The organism is Corynebacterium humireducens NBRC 106098 = DSM 45392 (genome assembly GCF_000819445.1).
In the GTDB taxonomy this organism is placed as follows: Bacteria; Actinomycetota; Actinomycetes; order Mycobacteriales; family Mycobacteriaceae; genus Corynebacterium; species Corynebacterium humireducens.
The window spans coordinates 1685849-1700927 of the sequence record NZ_CP005286.1; the positions used below are offsets into that span (position 1 = coordinate 1685849).

Genomic DNA, 15079 nt, shown 5'->3' on the forward strand with positions numbered 1-15079 from the left:
CTGAACGGCGCAAATCCCGGGCCCCGTCTTGCGACGGGACTACCGGGATTCACTTCTTCACCCTGACCTTTATCTCTAACTGTCCGGTGAAGCTTGTCCGATCAATGTAACCCAGGCCACACTCATGTGTCAATAGTCCCGTCCCAGTCCCGGACCTCCTCCCCTGCGGCGATGTCCCGGAACCAGTAGGTCTCCTCCGGTGCCCAGCCGGCCAGCACACTGGCCCGGCCCTCATCGACGGGCACCGCCAGACCGGCGGTGGTGAGGTATCCGCGGACCGTGAGGTGCACGGCGTCATAGTGCTCCGCGACGCCCTCGTAGTCAGGCATCACCCACCGGCCCTCCCGGCCCGTACACTGCGCCCAGTTGTAGCGCTTCTGGTTCGTCACCTCCAGCGGGAAACGACGGCACAGCCCGGCCCAGTCCTGCGGGCCCGTGATCTCGAGGACGCGGGGAGAATCAGGTACCTCCACCCGTCGGCACCGGACCTGTCTCCAGCCGAAGGAATCCTCCATGAAGTGCAGGCCGGCCGGGGTGGCGTCGGGAAGCAGCGTGGTCGTCACCGGCAGCCCGAAGGGCGGGGTCGACCACCATTCGCCGCCGCCAAGGTTCCTCCTCGCCTCCTCCCGCCGTGTCTGCTCTGCCCAGCGCCGCAGGACGCGGGAGGAGGGCGGGGCAGGCGCCTCGTCACGGTGTCCATCGCGCCACCACAGCTCCCACTGGTCGTCCCCGTCGAAGGGGGCGTCGAACCAGGGGGCCACCAGGTGCTCCTCCACGCGGGTCAGCGCCGCGCGGATCTCCGGGGTCGCCAGCAGATGGTCCCACCCGGAGGGCGGCTGCCAGTAGGCGGCGTTGTCCACGGCGTCGGCCACACAGTTCCGGAGCATGTCGACGGTCGGCTCCACCAGGGGTGTGCCATCCAGGAGTGCCGCCACCTCCCCCGGCGTCACGTCCGGCCAGTCAGGCGACGGCGTCGAGGAGCCTCCGTCGATGGTGTAGTAGGAGACGTTCGACGTCTCGAAGGGGCGTGTGGCGTGGAAGAGCGCCGAGTGCAGGGGGTGGTCGACTGTGTCGGTTGCCGCCAGGGCGAGCTCCATGAGGACGTCGCGGCCACGGGGCGCGTCAACCAGCTTCATGAGCCCACCGTACCCCCTGAACGGCGCAAATCCCGGGCCCCGTCTTGCGACGGGACTACCGGGATTCACTTCTTCACCCTGACCTTTATCTCTAACTGCCCGGTGAAGCTTGTCCGATCAATGTAACCCAGGACACATTAAAGTGTCAATAGGCGCCAAAAAGAAAAGCCCCACACCGTGCAGGTGTGGGGCGATTCCGGTGGAGCTTAGCGCTTCTCCTTGATGCGGGCTGCCTTGCCGCGCAGCTCGCGCAGGTAGTACAGCTTCGCACGACGGACGTCACCGCGGCGGACGACCTCGATGGAGGCGATGTTCGGGGAGTGGACCGGGAAGGTACGCTCCACGCCGATACCGAAGGAGACCTTGCGGATGGTGAAGGTCTCGCGGATGCCGGAGCCCTGGCGGCGGATGACGACACCCTTGAACAGCTGGGTACGCTCGGTGGAGCCCTCAATGACCTTGACGTGGACGTCGAGGGTGTCACCCGGGCGGAAGGCCGGGATGTCCTCGCGCAGCTGCGCGGAATCAACCTTGTCGAGAATGTTCATGCGACATGTTCCTTTTCAGTTCTGGACAGAGGACCCTGGCGGCTCTTCCCTGTGTCGGGATGCTCGACCGGTTCGTGCCCGTTACATACAACCCGCACAGTCTCCCATACCCGCCCCTCCCCCGCAAAATCTCCGGGCCCGGGAGGTGGTAGGCTTCCTCCCGACCCCACGGGCGCCCGAGGCATCGGGCTGAGATCGCGCTAGTGACGCCGCGCGAGCACCGTATGAACCTGTCTGGTTAGCACCAGCGTAGGAAGAGAGGCGATGGCATGCAGCCGACCCATGACTCCGGAACGGAAATCCACCCCAAGCACCGATTCTCCCCGATCGAGAAGAACGGTCTGAGTGTCCCTGAGACGGAGATCCTCCTGGACGACTCCCCCGACGGCCCGAACGAGCCGTTCCGCATCTACCGCACGCGCGGCCCGGAGTGCGACGTCACCGTCGGCCTGCCGGCGTTGCGGGCGGGGTGGATCGAGGAGCGGGGCGACGTCGAGAAGTATGAGGGACGTCCCCGCAACCTGGCCGATGACGGCCGGACGGCGACCCGGCGCGGCGCGGCGTCGGCGGAGTGGAAGGGCGAGAAGCGCCCGACCCTGCGCGCGCAGAAGGGGAAGAGGGTGACGCAGATGCACTACGCGCGGCAGGGCATCATCACGAAGGAGATGGAGTTCGTCGCGCTGCGTGAGCACTGCGACCCCGAGTTCGTGCGCTCGGAGATCGCCCGCGGCCGCGCGATCCTGCCGAACAACATCAACCACCCGGAGTCCGAGCCGATGATCATCGGGCGGAAGTTCCTGACGAAGATCAACGCGAACATCGGCAACTCGGCCGTCACCTCGTCGATCCAGGAGGAGGTGGAGAAGCTGCGCTGGGCGACCCGTTGGGGTGCGGACACGGTCATGGACCTGTCCACCGGCAACGACATCCACACCACCCGCGAGTGGATCATGCGCAACTCCCCCGTCCCGATCGGCACCGTCCCGATCTACCAGGCGCTGGAGAAGGTGGACGGCGTCGCCGAGGACCTGACCTGGGAGATCTTCCGCGACACCGTCATCGAGCAGTGCGAGCAGGGCGTCGACTACATGACCGTCCACGCCGGTGTCCGCCTGCCCTTCATCCCGCTGACCACGGAGCGGGTGACGGGCATCGTGTCCCGCGGCGGCTCGATCATGGCGGGCTGGTGCCTGGCGCACCACAGGGAGTCCTTCCTGTACGAGAACTTCGACGAGCTCTGCGAGATCTTCGCGCAGTACGACGTCGCCTTCTCCCTCGGCGACGGCCTGCGTCCGGGCAGCCTCGCCGACGCCAACGACGACGCCCAGTTCGCCGAGCTGAAGACCATCGGCGAGCTCACCCGCCGGGCGTGGGAGTACGACGTCCAGGTCATGGTCGAGGGCCCGGGCCACGTGCCGCTCAACATGATCCAGGTGAACAACGAGCTGGAGCAGGAGTGGGCCTCCGATGCCCCCTTCTACACCCTCGGCCCCCTGGTCACGGACATCGCGCCGGGCTACGACCACATCACCTCCGCCATCGGCGCGGCACACATCGCCATGGGCGGCACCGCGATGCTCTGCTACGTCACCCCGAAGGAGCACCTCGGTCTACCGAACCGCGACGACGTCAAGACCGGCGTGATCACCTACAAGCTGGCGGCCCACGCCGCGGACGTCGCGAAGGGGCACCCCGGTGCGCGGGACTGGGACGACGCGATGAGCAAGGCGCGTTTCGAGTTCCGCTGGCACGACCAGTTCGCCCTCTCCCTCGACCCGGAGACCGCGCAGGCCTACCATGACGAGACCCTGCCCGCGGAGCCGGCGAAGACGGCGCACTTCTGCTCGATGTGCGGCCCGAAGTTCTGCTCCATGCGCATCAGCCAGGACATCCGCGACACGTTCGGCGCGAAGCTGGGCATCCCGCAGGTCGGCGAGCCGGAGGCGGTCGAGGGGATGCGTACCATGTCAGAGGAGTTCCGCAAGCGCGGTTCCAACGTCTATCTCGAATCGGTGAACAATGCGACCCACCCTTGACCTGCGCTGCTACCTCGTGACGGGCTCCGGTACGCCGGAGCACATCATCGGGGTGGCCCGTAGGGCCGTCGACGGCGGCTGCGGCATCGTCCAGGTGCGCAGCAAGCCGATCGACGCGCTGGACCTGTACGAACTCACGGCGACCGTCGCCCGCGAGGTCGGCGACCGTGCCACGGTGCTTGTCGACGACCGCGTCGACGTCGCCCTCGCCCTCCGGCGGCAGGGGCTGCCCGTCCACGGCGTGCACGTCGGGCAGACCGACCTGCCGGTCCCGGCGGTCCGTGAGCTGCTCGGCCCCGACGCCATCGTCGGTCTGACCACCGGCACGCGGGAGCTGGTGGAGGCGGCGAACCGCTACGGCGACCTCATCGACTACGTCGGTGCCGGCCCCTACCGGCCGACCCCGACGAAGGAGTCCGGCCGGACCCCGCTGGGCGTGGAAGGCTACCACGACATCGTGGCGGTGTCGCAGGTCCCGGTCGTCGCCATCGGTGACGTGCGCGCCGAGGACGCCGCCGACCTGGGGGCCACCGGTGTGGCCGGCCTGGCCGTGGTCCGTGGCCTCATGGAGGCGCCGGACCCGCAGGAGTACGCGGCGCGGCTCATCGCCGGTTTCGAGGAGGGGCGGAAGTGATCACGGTCGTCGGTGGCGGGCTCGTCGGCCTGGCCACCGCCCTGCGGCTGGCCGACCGCGGCCACGGGGTCACCCTGCAGGACCCGGCCCCGGCGTCGGGTGCCACCCACCACGCGGGCGGCATGCTCGCCCCGGTCGCCGAGGTGGTGTACCGGCAGGAGGCGCTCTTCCCGCTCATGCTGCGTTCGGCGGAGCTGTATCCGGGGCTGCTGGAGGTCGTCGGCAGGCACACGGACCTGCCCACGGGGCACCGCACCGAGGGCACCCTCGTCGTGGCGGCGGACCGGGCGGACGCCACGCACCTGGCCGAGCTGACCGACTACCAGGCGCAGCACTCGATGACCGCGGAGCGGCTGCCGCTGCGGCAGGCCCGCTCGCTGGAGCCGGCGCTGTCGCCGCAGCTGGCGGGCGCGGTGCACATCCCGGGCGACCACCAGGTCAACCCGCGGATGTTCGCGGTGGCGCTGCTCGACGCACTGGGGAACCTCGGCGTGCGTGTCGTCCGTGAGCGGGCGGAGGAACTGCCCGCCGGCCAGGTCATCCTGGCCAACGGGCTCGGTGCCGCCGCCCTGCACCCGGGTCTGCAGCTGCGGCCCGTGTACGGTGACATCCTGCGCCTGGGGGTGCCGGAGCATCTGCAGCCGCTGCTCACGCGGGTGGTGCGGGGCTTCGTCGAGGACCGTCCCGTCTACCTGATCCCCCGCACGGACGGCACGCTGGCCATCGGCGCGACGAGCCGTGAAGATGACCGCCCCATCCCCCGCACCGGTGCCGTGCACGACCTGCTGCGCGACGCCACCCGCCTGGTGCCGGGCATCGAGGAGTGCGACTTCCTCGAGGCCACCACGGGGGCACGTCCGGGCACGCCGGATGATCTTCCGTACCTTGGGAGGGTGAACGAGCACCTCATCGTCTCGACCGGCTATTTCCGCCACGGGATCCTGCTCACCGCGCTGGCCGCCGACGTGGCGGTCCACCTCGTGGAGGGCACCGACCCGGGCATCGATCTGGCGGCCTGCGACCCGCACCGTCACACCGCCCACCAGGAGTGATCATGAACCTCACCGTCAACAACGAGTCCGTGTCCACCACCGCCACCACCCTGCTCGGGCTGCTCGAGGAGACCCTCGGTCAGCTGCCGGGCGCCGGTGTCGCCGTCGCCGTCGACGGTGACGTCGTGCCGCGTTCCGAATGGGACCGCGCCCTCGAGGAGGGCCAGACCATCGACATTCTCACCGCAGTCCAGGGAGGCTGACCCATGCTCACCATCGCCGACCGCACCTTCGAGTCCCACCTCATCATGGGCACCGGCGGCGCGACGTCCATGTCCATGCTCGAGGACTCGCTCGTGGCCTCCGGCACGGAGCTGACCACCGTGGCGATGCGTCGTCACGCGGCGAAGGCCGACCAGGGCGAGTCCGTGTTCGACATGCTGCAGCGCCTCGACATCGCCCCGCTGCCGAACACCGCGGGCTGCCGCACCGCCCGCGACGCCGTCATCACCGCGAAGCTCGCCCGGGAGGCACTGGGCACGAACTGGGTGAAGGTCGAGGTCATCGCCGACGAGCACACCCTGCTTCCCGACGTCGTCGAGCTCATCGACGCCTGCGAGCTCCTCGTCGCCGAGGGTTTCGTCGTCCTGGCCTACACCTCCGACGACCCGGTCGTGGCCAAGCGTCTCGAGGACGTCGGCTGCGCGGCGGTCATGCCGCTGGGCTCGCCGATCGGCACGGGCCTGGGCATCCTCAACCCGCACAACATCGAGCTCATCTGCTCGCGCGCCACGGTGCCCGTGCTTCTCGACGCCGGCGTCGGCACCGCCTCCGACGCCGCGCTCGCCATGGAGCTGGGCTGCTCCGGCGTGCTGCTGGCCTCCGCGGTCAACCGTTCGCAGGACCCGGTGGCGATGGCGCAGGCCATGCGCCACGCGGTCGAGGCGGGCCGCCTGGCCGCCGGCGCCGGACGCATCCCACGTCGCGAGCACGCCGTCGCCTCCTCCAGCTTCGACGGGCTGGTCTCCTGGTCGGACCAGGTGCTGTAGTGCTCCCCGAGCCTGAACTGCGCCGCACCGCCCGCCAGCTCGCCCTGCCCGGCTACGGCCTCGAGCAGCAGGAGCGGCTGCACCGCGCCCACGTCCTCGTCATCGGCGCCGGCGGCCTCGGCTGCCCGGCGATGCAGTCGCTGGCCTCCGCCGGTGTCGGCCACATCACGGTCATCGACGACGACACCGTCGACATCACCAACATCCACCGTCAGATCCTCTTCGGGGCCTCCGACGTGGGGCGCGTGAAGGTGGACGTCGCCGCCGAACGTCTCCGGGAGCTGCAGCCGGGGATCACGGTGACGGCGCTGAACGAGCGGCTGACCGTCGACAATGCGGTGGAACTGGTGGGGTCCGTGGACCTGGTCCTCGACGGCTCCGACTCCTTCGAGACGAAGTACCTCGTCGCCGACGCCGCCGAGATCACCGGCACCCCCCTGGTGTGGGGTACGGTGCTGCGTTTCCACGGCGACGTGTGCCTGTTCAACTCCGGCCCCGCGCAGCGCGGCGTCGGTCTGCGTGACCTGTTCCCCGAGCAGCCGCGCGGCGACTCCATCCCCGACTGCGCCACCGCCGGCGTCCTCGGCGCCACCACCGCGGTGGTCGGCGGCCTGCTGGCCACCACCGCCATCGGCTGGCTCGCCGGCCTCGACGTGGTGCCGGGCCGCATGTTCAGCTACGACGCCTTCCCCGGCTCTACCCGCACGTTCCAGATCCTGGCGGACCCGGCGCGCACGCCCGTGACCTCGCTGGAACCGTCGTATGGTGGGGACATGTGTGCATTCAATCCCGCTGAGGCGCTTCTCGACGACGTCCGCGCCGGCAAGGCCGTCCTCCTCGACATCCGTGAGCCCCACGAGAAGATGCTCAACGACTCCCTCGCGGAGCTGAACCCGGTGCGTCTGCCGCTCTCGGACATCTTCTCCCCCGACACGATCCGCCGCCGCCTGGGCGATGCGGAGCGGGTGGTCGTGCACTGCGCCTCGGGGATGCGCTCGGCCGAGTTCTGCGCGAGGTACGCGGACCTCGGCTACGAGTTCATCGACCTGCCCGGCGGGATCAACGGCCTGCGCTGAACGCCGCGGGAGCCTACTTCAGCCCGGCCCGCCTGAGGGCCTCGGCCATCGATCCCCCGGCCGCCTGCTCCCGGCGCGGCTTCTGCCGGCTCTTCGCGGGTTTCGCAGGCTTCCCGGACTTCCCGGACTTCCCGGGCTCGTCGTCGAGGCGGAGACTGAGGCCGATGCGCTGGCGGTCGACGTCCACCTCCATCACCTTCACCTTCACGACCTCACCCGAACGCACCACCTCGTGCGGGTCCGAGACGAAGCGGTCCGACATCGCGGAGACGTGGACGAGGCCGTCCTGGTGGACACCGACGTCGACAAAGGCGCCGAAGGCCGCGACATTGGTGACGGTGCCCTCGAGGATCATGCCGGGCCGCAGGTCGGAGAGCTTCTCGACGCCCTCCCGGAACGTCGCCGTCCGGAACTCCGGGCGCGGGTCCCGGCCGGGCTTGTCCAGTTCGGCGATGATGTCCGTGACCGTCGGGATGCCGAAGGTGTCGTCGGCGAAGTCGGCGGGCCGCAGGGAGGAGAGCACCCGGGTGTTGCCGATGAGCTCGGAGACGCCCAGCCCGGTGGCTTCCGCGATGCGGGCGACGACCGGGTAGGCCTCCGGGTGGACGGCGGAGGCGTCGAGCGGGTCGCTGCCGCCGGTGATGCGGAGGAAGCCCGCGCACTGCTCGTACGCCTTGGGGCCCAGACGCGGAACCTTGAGCAGGGCCCTGCGGTTCGGGAAGGCCCCGTGGTCGTCGCGGTGCGCCACGATGTTCTTGGCCAGGGTGGCCGTGACGCCGGCGACGCGCTCGAGCAGCGGGACCGAGGCGGTGTTGAGGTCCACGCCGACGGCGTTCACCGCACTCTCGACGACGCCGTCGAGCGTGCGGGCCAGGGCGTGCTGGTTGACGTCGTGCTGGTACTGGCCGACGCCGATCGCCTTGGGGTCGATCTTCACCAGCTCCGCCAGCGGGTCCTGCAGGCGGCGGGCGATGGAGACGGCACCCCGGAGGGAGACGTCCATGTCGGGGAACTCGGCGGCGGCGATCGCGGAGGCCGAGTACACGGACGCACCCGACTCGGAGACCACCACGGGAGTGGGGCGCTTCCCGCCGGCGGCGGCGAGGAGGTCGGCGATCTCCCCGGCCAGCTTCTCCGTCTCCCGGGAGGCGGTGCCGTTGCCGACGGCCACGAGGTCCACCCCGTGCGTGGCGCACAGGCCGGCGAGTTCCTGGCGGGCGGCGTCCCAGCGGTTCTGCGGCTGGTGCGGGTGGACGATGGTCGTGGCGAGCACCTTGCCGGTGGGGTCCACCACGGCGCACTTCACGCCGTTGCGGAAGCCCGGGTCCAGGCCCAGGGTGGCACGCTGCCCGGCCGGGGCGGCGAGGAGGACGTCGCGGAGGTTGCGGGCGAAGACGTCGAGCGCCCCCTCCTCGGCCCGCTCCTTCAGCCGCATGCGCACGTCGAGGCCGGAGGAGACGGCGAGCTTCGTGCGCCAGCCGAAGCGGACGGCGTCGGCCAGCCAGCGGGACTCCGCGACGGGCAGGTCGAAACGGGAGGCGATCAGGCCCTCGTAGAGGGTATCGTCGCCGGGGTCGAGGGTGAGCTGCAGGACACCCTCGGACTCGCCGCGCAGCAGGGCCAGGATGCGGTGGGAGGGCAGCGTGGTGAAGGTCTCCGAGAACTCGAAGTAGTCCTTGAACTTCGCCCCCTCGGTCTCCTTGCCGACGACCACGGAGGAGACCATCTGACCGGTGCGGAACATCTGCTCGCGGACCTCGCCGACGAGGTCGGCGTCGAGGGCGAAGCGGTCGATGAGGATCGCGCGGGCGCCCTCCAGCGCCGTCCTCTCGTCCTCGAAGCCCTCGGTGAGGTAGTCCGCGGCCAGGGTCTCCGGGGTGGCGGTGGGGGTGTCGACAAGCGTATCGGTGAGGGCCTCGAGCCCGGCCTCGCGGGCGATGTCCGCCTTCGTGCGACGGCGCTTCCTGAACGGCAGGTAGAGGTCCTCGAGGCGGGCCTTCGTCTCGCAGGCGAGGATGAGGGCGCGGAGGTCCCCGGTGAGCTTGCCCTGCTCCTCAATGGCCTCGAGGACGGTCTGCTTACGCTCCTCGAGTTCACGCAGGTAGGTGGCGCGTTCCTCGATGGTGCGCAGCTGGGTGTCGTCGAGTCCGCCGGTGGCCTCCTTGCGGTAGCGGGCGATGAACGGGACGGTGTTGCCTGCGGCGAGCAGGTCGAGGACGGCACGGATCTGGTCCTCGCGGACCTGCAGTTCACGGGCGATGGTGGAGACGATCATTCGCGTCAGTCTACGCGGGCTCAGCGCACCAGCGTCCACGCCACCGAACCGAGGACACCGACGACGAGGAACAGGCGCAGCAGCCGGTCATCGACGCGCGAGACCACCCCCGACCCCAGCCACCCGCCGAACGCGTTGCCGACGGCCAACGCCAGCACCGGCAGCAGCGGGGGCGGGGCGAGCAGTCCGAAGACCAGCGCACCGGTGCCGTTGAGGATGAGCTGGACCAGCTTCGCCGAGGCCAGACCGGTGCGCAGCTGCGCACCGAGGTACCACTGCATGACCAGGATGAGCACGCTGCCGGTGGCCGGGCCCAGGAAGCCGTCGTAGAAACCCAGGGCGGCGGTGAGGGCCGCCAGGGCCAGTGGGGTGGCCGCACGGGAGCGGGTCGGGGTGAGCCGCGGCTGCACGGCGACGACGTAGACGAGCACGACCAGCAGGGCCCCCACGAGGTAGGGACGGAACTGGGAGGTGTCCATCTGCCCCGCCAGCCAGGCACCCAGACAGACCATCGGGACGGCAGTGACCAGGGAGACCGCCACGGTGCGACGGTCGGGGCGGGCGACGTCGGGCAGCCGGGCGAAGCGTACGTACGACACCACGTTGCCCACGGCCGCCGATGCCTTGTTCACCGCCATCACCGGCGCGACCGCCCCTGGGCCGGCGAGGGCGAACAGCGCCGGGATCTGCAGCATGCCTCCCCCACCGGTGGTCGCGTCGGCGATGCCCGCGGCCAGTCCGACCAGGAGGAGCACCCAGAGGTCGGTGTCCATACAGTCGAGCATGCTCGTCGGAGCCGGTCATCTCAACCACCGGAGTGCGCAGCTGCGCACTTGTGCTAGCATGGATAGCACAAGCAGCAGAAAGGGAAGGGACAGGCATGATCCACGACGCCTGCAGTCACCGGGAGATCTGATGCTCATCCACCTCGACGCCTCCTCCCCCACCCCGCTCTACGCGCAGCTCATCGCGGCGCTGCGCAGGGCGATCGTCTCCGGGGACATTGCCGACGGCGAGCGCCTCCCCTCCGCGCAGGACCTCGCCGCTGCCCTCGACCTCAACCGCAACACGGTGCTGCGCGCCTACCGTGACCTCCGCGAGGAGGGGCTCGTCGAACTCCACCGCGGCCGGGGCACCATCGCGCGGCGGCCGACGCGGGCCCCGGACGGGGGCGTCGAGAAGCATCTTGACGCCCTCGCCGCCGCCGCCAGGGAAGCCCACGTCCCCCTCGCCGACCTCGTCGCCGGCCTGACCATCAGAGGAGTCCTGTGAACCGCCACCGACTGGCCACACTCGGCATCCCCGCCCTCGCGCTGTGCGTCGTGGCCAGATAGACGCTCACCGCCAGCCACCAGCTGCCCGACCCCGTGGCCAGCCACTTCGACTTCTCCGGGCGGGCTTGCCGACGCCGCCGACGCGACCCTCGGCCCGGCGATCCCCCTCGCCCTGGGAGTCGGTGTCGCGGGTGGACTGCTCGTGGGGGTGCTCGCCGATCCCCCTGCGCCCGGGATCACGCGCCGTGTGGTTCGGTCGCGCCCGCCTCTCCCGGGTCGGCTACTGGCTCACGCTCGGCGCACTGTTCACTGTCGCCCTCCTCGCAGTCATGGCCTTCCTCGACGGTGCCTGGGTGTCGGCGCTCCTGCTGGCCGTGGGTACCCCGGCTCTGCTGGCCTTCCTTGAGGTGCGGGTGCGTGTCGACGCCCGCGGCACCCACTGGCAGCTGCTCCCCGGCTTCCCGCGCGGCAGCATCCCCCACGACGAGGTGACCCGCGTCGGAGCCGTCGACATCCGCCCCGGCGACTGGGGCGGCTGGGGATGGCGCGTCGGCACGCAGGGGCAGGCGGTGCTCATCCGCGGCGGCGAGGGGCTGCGCATCCAGCGCGGCAGCAGGAACCTCTACATCACCGTCGACGATGCAGCTCGTGGGGCCGCCCTCATCGAGGCCTACCGCCGGGCCTGATGCGTGGCATGTGCGGAAGTACCCTTCTGTCTGCCCTCCGCGCACCATGACCAGGGGAAACGCACGGACCCCGAGAACATCGGGGCACTTCACAACGCGGCGCGCCTCAGGCCTTCGCCTTCCTCCGGTTCTGCCGCCATGCGCGGAACACCATGAGGCCCACCAGCCCCAGCGTGATCCACAGCAGGTAGCGGTTGACCACCTCGACGACCTCGAGGACCCGGTCACCGTAGGTGTATCCCAGCCACATGAACAGGCCGTTGACCGCCAGGATGCTGAGCACGTTGACGACGAGCATGATCCAGAAGCGGATCTTCAGCAGTCCCGCGACGGCGTTGACCACGGTGTTGGGCACCGGGCCCGGCAGGTAGCCGAGCGGGATGAAGGCCAGCGTGCCCGCGTACATCCTCGTCGACTCCGACTTCACGGCGCGCTGGAAGAAGCGGTGCGCCCGCGGCATGTACTGCAGCGACATGTCGATGAACTCCATGCCCCACTTGCGTCCCATGGCCCAGTAGACGGGCATGAACTTCACGGCGCCGATGACCGAGCACAGCAGGAACACCAGCCAGTGGCCGTTGCCCACGGAGGCGTTCGCCCCGGAGACCACGGCGGAGGTGTAGCCGCCGACCATGAGCGTGTAGATCAGCGGGTGCGTCAGCAGCCAGGCGCGCAGCGGGATGAGCACCAGGGACCAGAGTCCCATGATGAGCAGCGCCGCGAAGAGGATCTTGTCCAACCGGTCGGGGTGCGCCAGAAAACCCGGCAGCTCCGGTTCTTCCTTCTTCTTCGTGTCCTGAGTGCTCATGTTCATTGGGCTGAGCCTACCGGGTGACCCAGGTGTCGGGGTGTTTCATCAGCCGGAACGCGATGAACGCGGGCACCCGCGACAGTTTCTCGTGGGCTGCGGGGTACTTCTCCCGCAGGGTCTCGGTGGGTTTCGGTTCCACGAGCTTCTCGACGACGAACCCCGCCTCCCCGAACTCCGCCACCAGGGTCTCCAGCGGGGCACGCCGGTAGGAGGTCTGGACGCCCATCGACCAGGTCTCCTCGATGCGTTCGCGGGTGAAATAGCTGCCGCCGAGGCGTCGCCAGTCGTCGGTGGGGTGGCCGGTGGAGATGAGCAGACGGCCGTCGTCACGCAGGACGCGGTGGAACTCCCGCAGGGTGTTCACCGGGTAGTGCAGGTGATGCAGCACCAGCGCCATGAGCACCCGGTCGACGCTGGCGTCCTCCGCCCAGGTGAGGGGTTTCTCCAGGGTCCCGACATGGAACTGCGCCCCCGGGGCGCGTTTCCGCGCCAGCCGGATGAGTCTCTCACTCTCGTCGACGCCGACCACCGAGGCACCCCGCGCGAGCAGTTCGGCGGCGTAGAGCCCGGAGCCGCAGCCGGCGTCGAGAATGTGCAGGCCGGAGACGTCACCCAACAGGTCGAGCATGGCCGGGCGGTCGTAGTGCGCGTTGTAGGGGCTGTCCGCGGCGTGGCGGTCGTAGGCCTCCGCTGCGCGGTCGAACATGGCCATCGCTCAGGAGCGGTCCTGCCAGGCGCAGGAGGCCCCGATGCCGGGTTCCGTGGGACCCTCCATGCTCGTGCCGTACCAGTAGGTGCCCTCCGGGAGGGCACCGACGACCCGGGCGGTGGCGTCGCGCAGATCCAGATCGCTGCGGCCGTTGATGATCACCCGGTAGAGCACCTCGGTGGTGGGCATCCGCCCCTTGTCCTGGGCGAACTGGGTGACGAGCATGTTGTCGGGTTCGCAGGTGAGATCGACGATCTCCCCGTGCACGGTGTCGACGTCGTAGCTGACCTCACCCAGCGCCGCCGGGAGCACCCCGGAGAGCGTCTCCCACTCGGCGGGGCGGGCGAGGATGTTGAGGTCGGTCGAGATGGTGCGGGTGGCGTTCATGTCCCCACGCTACTCGAGGCCGAGGACCTTCCGGTCGGCCGGCGACAGGTCGACGTCGGCAAGCAGTTCCGGGCGGACGGCCTGCGTGCGCAGCAGTGCCTGGTCACGACGCCACCGATCGACGCGGGCGTGGTTGCCGGAGAAGAGCACCTCCGGCACGTCGAGGCCCCGCCAGGTGCGCGGTTTGGTGTACGACGGTCCCTCGAGCAGGCCGTCGGAGAAGCTGTCCTCCTCGTGGCTGCGGCGGTTGCCCAGCACCCCGGGGATGAGGCGGACGACGGCCTCGGCGATGACGAGCACCGCCACCTCCCCGCCGATGAGGACGTAGTCGCCGATGGACACCTCGCGGACGCGGTAGCGCCGCTCGGCGTCGACGATGACGCGCTGGTCGATGCCCTCGTAACGGCCGCAGGCGAAGACGATGTGCTCCTCGTGGGACCACTCCCGCGCGTCCGCCTGGGTGAAGGGCTTACCGGCCGGGGTGGGCACGATGAGCAGGGGCCGCTCGTCGCGCTCCCCCGCCTCGTAGGAGGACTCCACCGTGTCGACGGGCTTCTCCAGATGCGGCAGGGAGCTCTCCAGCTCGACACCGGCGACGCCGGCGGCGACGTCATCGAGCGCCGGACCCCACACCTCGGGCTTCATGACCATGCCGGGCCCGCCGCCGTAGGGGGTGTCGTCGACGGACTTGTGCACGTCGTGGGCCCAGTCACGCAGGTCATGGACCCCGACGGAGAGGATCCCCTGCTCGATGGCCTTGCCCAGCAGGGCGTGGCGCAGCGGGTCGAGGTACTCGGGGAAGATGGTGACGACGTCGAGGCGCATCACAGGTCCAGCAGTCCTTCCGGCGGGGTGATGACGATGGCCTCGTTGTCGAGGTCCACGATGGGCACGAGGGCGTGGACGAACGGGACCATCGCCTCGCCGCCCTCGTCGAGGGCGATCTCGAGGAGGCGGTGGGCGGCACCCCGGACGACGCTGGTGACCTCGCCGATGTCCTCCGGCTCGGGCTGCGCGCCCTCGTAGGCGCGCGCGTTGGCCTCCTCCTCGGAGACAGCGCCGACGTTGAGCACGCGCAGACCGATGAGCTCGTGGTCGTAGTAGGCGTCGTCGTCCTCGTCGACGACCGGTTCCGCGAAGAAACGCAGGCCCCGCAGGGACTCCGCCTCGGTGCGGGAGGGGATCTCCTCGAAGGTGACCAGCACGCGGCCCTGGTGCGGGCGCATCCCCCGCACGGTCAGCGTCACGGTCTTGCCGGTCTGCCGCCCCTCGAGCACGGTGCCGACGGCGAAACGCCCCGCCGGGTCATCCGTCGTGGCGTCGACGACGACCTCGCCGCGCACACCGTGGGGCTTGACCACTCGTCCGATCTGGACCTCAACCTGGGAATCTTCACTCACGGGTTACATGCTAGTCGGTACGCTCGGAGCCATGACCGACCACTCTGTCCCCGTGAACTCACCCGA

Annotated in this window: 17 protein-coding genes and 1 riboswitch; of the genes, 8 read left to right on the plus strand and 9 right to left on the minus strand. The window is 69.9% G+C overall.

Annotated elements, in window-relative coordinates; translation table 11 throughout:
• Nucleotides 1–122: 122 nt before the first annotated feature.
• A complete protein-coding gene (locus tag B842_RS08390) occupies nucleotides 123–1136 on the minus strand; it encodes a hypothetical protein (protein ID WP_052437828.1) in 1014 nt (337 codons plus the stop codon).
• Between the two features lie 206 nt (nucleotides 1137–1342).
• The gene (gene rplS / locus B842_RS08395; protein WP_040086111.1) at nucleotides 1343–1684 is read right to left on the minus strand and encodes a 50S ribosomal protein L19; all 342 of its coding nucleotides are present in this window, start codon (nucleotides 1682–1684) and stop codon (nucleotides 1343–1345) included.
• Nucleotides 1685–1842: 158 nt separating this feature from the next.
• Nucleotides 1843–1958: riboswitch (TPP riboswitch) on the plus strand.
• Here rplS and thiC point away from each other — a divergent pair.
• The 6 genes from thiC (at nucleotide 1954) to B842_RS13985 (ending at nucleotide 7471) form a co-directional block, all read left to right on the plus strand.
• Nucleotides 1954–3720, plus strand: coding sequence for a phosphomethylpyrimidine synthase ThiC (gene thiC / locus B842_RS08400; RefSeq protein WP_040086112.1), 1767 nt, complete (start codon nucleotides 1954–1956; stop codon nucleotides 3718–3720). (Overlaps the previous riboswitch by 5 nt.)
• A complete protein-coding gene (locus tag B842_RS08405) occupies nucleotides 3704–4354 on the plus strand; it encodes a thiamine phosphate synthase (RefSeq protein WP_040086114.1) in 651 nt (216 codons plus the stop codon). Before thiC ends, B842_RS08405 begins: the two co-directional genes overlap by 17 nt.
• Nucleotides 4354–5406: a glycine oxidase ThiO gene (gene thiO, locus B842_RS08410; protein WP_169744870.1), complete on the plus strand. Its 1053-nt coding sequence runs from the start codon at nucleotides 4354–4356 to the stop codon at nucleotides 5404–5406. The genes B842_RS08405 and thiO overlap by 1 nt, the downstream gene beginning before the upstream one ends.
• A gap of 2 nt (nucleotides 5407–5408) precedes the next feature.
• The gene (gene thiS, locus B842_RS08415) at nucleotides 5409–5609 is read left to right on the plus strand and encodes a sulfur carrier protein ThiS (RefSeq protein ID WP_040086116.1); all 201 of its coding nucleotides are present in this window, start codon (nucleotides 5409–5411) and stop codon (nucleotides 5607–5609) included.
• A gap of 3 nt (nucleotides 5610–5612) precedes the next feature.
• The gene (locus tag B842_RS13980) at nucleotides 5613–6395 is read left to right on the plus strand and encodes a thiazole synthase (protein ID WP_040086118.1); all 783 of its coding nucleotides are present in this window, start codon (nucleotides 5613–5615) and stop codon (nucleotides 6393–6395) included.
• A complete protein-coding gene (locus B842_RS13985) occupies nucleotides 6395–7471 on the plus strand; it encodes a ThiF family adenylyltransferase (RefSeq protein WP_245631325.1) in 1077 nt (358 codons plus the stop codon). The genes B842_RS13980 and B842_RS13985 overlap by 1 nt, the downstream gene beginning before the upstream one ends.
• Before the next feature lie 13 nt (nucleotides 7472–7484).
• Here the strand turns inward: B842_RS13985 and B842_RS08430 are convergent, their stop codons facing one another.
• Both B842_RS08430 and B842_RS13205 read right to left on the minus strand, forming a co-directional pair.
• The gene (locus tag B842_RS08430; RefSeq protein ID WP_040086119.1) at nucleotides 7485–9746 is read right to left on the minus strand and encodes a Tex family protein; all 2262 of its coding nucleotides are present in this window, start codon (nucleotides 9744–9746) and stop codon (nucleotides 7485–7487) included.
• Between the two features lie 20 nt (nucleotides 9747–9766).
• Complete coding sequence (locus B842_RS13205) at nucleotides 9767–10519, minus strand: sulfite exporter TauE/SafE family protein (protein ID WP_052437829.1); 753 nt, start codon at nucleotides 10517–10519, stop codon at nucleotides 9767–9769.
• Nucleotides 10520–10661: 142 nt separating this feature from the next.
• Between B842_RS13205 and B842_RS08440 the strand changes: the two genes are divergently transcribed.
• Nucleotides 10662–11018, plus strand: coding sequence for a GntR family transcriptional regulator (locus B842_RS08440; RefSeq protein ID WP_040086120.1), 357 nt, complete (start codon nucleotides 10662–10664; stop codon nucleotides 11016–11018).
• Nucleotides 11019–11265: 247 nt separating this feature from the next.
• Complete coding sequence (locus B842_RS08445; RefSeq protein ID WP_052437830.1) at nucleotides 11266–11706, plus strand: hypothetical protein; 441 nt, start codon at nucleotides 11266–11268, stop codon at nucleotides 11704–11706.
• 106 nt (nucleotides 11707–11812) lie between these two features.
• On the opposite strand, the gene B842_RS08450 is transcribed toward B842_RS08445, so the two are convergent.
• The 5 genes from B842_RS08450 to rimM are packed head-to-tail and all read right to left on the minus strand — an operon-like array spanning nucleotide 11813 to nucleotide 15013.
• Complete coding sequence (locus B842_RS08450) at nucleotides 11813–12514, minus strand: DedA family protein (RefSeq protein WP_040086121.1); 702 nt, start codon at nucleotides 12512–12514, stop codon at nucleotides 11813–11815.
• 16 nt (nucleotides 12515–12530) lie between these two features.
• Entirely contained in the window at nucleotides 12531–13229 is a 699-nt protein-coding gene (locus tag B842_RS08455) for a class I SAM-dependent methyltransferase (protein ID WP_040086122.1), read from the minus strand.
• 3 nt (nucleotides 13230–13232) lie between these two features.
• Nucleotides 13233–13613: a hypothetical protein gene (locus tag B842_RS08460; protein WP_040086123.1), complete on the minus strand. Its 381-nt coding sequence runs from the start codon at nucleotides 13611–13613 to the stop codon at nucleotides 13233–13235.
• 9 nt (nucleotides 13614–13622) lie between these two features.
• A complete protein-coding gene (gene trmD, locus B842_RS08465; RefSeq protein WP_040086124.1) occupies nucleotides 13623–14438 on the minus strand; it encodes a tRNA (guanosine(37)-N1)-methyltransferase TrmD in 816 nt (271 codons plus the stop codon).
• On the minus strand, nucleotides 14438–15013 hold the full coding sequence (rimM, locus tag B842_RS08470) for a ribosome maturation factor RimM (protein WP_040086125.1): 576 nt from the start codon (nucleotides 15011–15013) through the stop codon (nucleotides 14438–14440). The genes trmD and rimM overlap by 1 nt, the downstream gene beginning before the upstream one ends.
• Between the last annotated feature and the right edge of the window lie 66 nt (nucleotides 15014–15079).

Excerpts from the sequence above, each read along its gene's own strand:
- B842_RS08390 (WP_052437828.1), bottom strand. The coding sequence starts at position 1,136 with ATGAAGCTGGTTGACGCGCCCCGTGGCCGCGACGTCCTCATGGAGCTC.
- rplS (WP_040086111.1), bottom strand. The coding sequence starts at position 1,684 with ATGAACATTCTCGACAAGGTTGATTCCGCGCAGCTGCGCGAGGACATC.
- thiC (WP_040086112.1), top strand. The coding sequence starts at position 1,954 with ATGCAGCCGACCCATGACTCCGGAACGGAAATCCACCCCAAGCACCGA.
- B842_RS08405 (WP_040086114.1), top strand. The coding sequence starts at position 3,704 with ATGCGACCCACCCTTGACCTGCGCTGCTACCTCGTGACGGGCTCCGGT.
- thiS (WP_040086116.1), top strand. The coding sequence starts at position 5,409 with ATGAACCTCACCGTCAACAACGAGTCCGTGTCCACCACCGCCACCACC.
- B842_RS13980 (WP_040086118.1), top strand. The coding sequence starts at position 5,613 with ATGCTCACCATCGCCGACCGCACCTTCGAGTCCCACCTCATCATGGGC.
- B842_RS08430 (WP_040086119.1), bottom strand. The coding sequence starts at position 9,746 with ATGATCGTCTCCACCATCGCCCGTGAACTGCAGGTCCGCGAGGACCAG.
- B842_RS13205 (WP_052437829.1), bottom strand. The coding sequence starts at position 10,519 with ATGGACACCGACCTCTGGGTGCTCCTCCTGGTCGGACTGGCCGCGGGC.
- B842_RS08440 (WP_040086120.1), top strand. The coding sequence starts at position 10,662 with ATGCTCATCCACCTCGACGCCTCCTCCCCCACCCCGCTCTACGCGCAG.
- B842_RS08450 (WP_040086121.1), bottom strand. The coding sequence starts at position 12,514 with ATGAGCACTCAGGACACGAAGAAGAAGGAAGAACCGGAGCTGCCGGGT.
- B842_RS08455 (WP_040086122.1), bottom strand. The coding sequence starts at position 13,229 with ATGGCCATGTTCGACCGCGCAGCGGAGGCCTACGACCGCCACGCCGCG.
- B842_RS08460 (WP_040086123.1), bottom strand. The coding sequence starts at position 13,613 with ATGAACGCCACCCGCACCATCTCGACCGACCTCAACATCCTCGCCCGC.
- trmD (WP_040086124.1), bottom strand. The coding sequence starts at position 14,438 with ATGCGCCTCGACGTCGTCACCATCTTCCCCGAGTACCTCGACCCGCTG.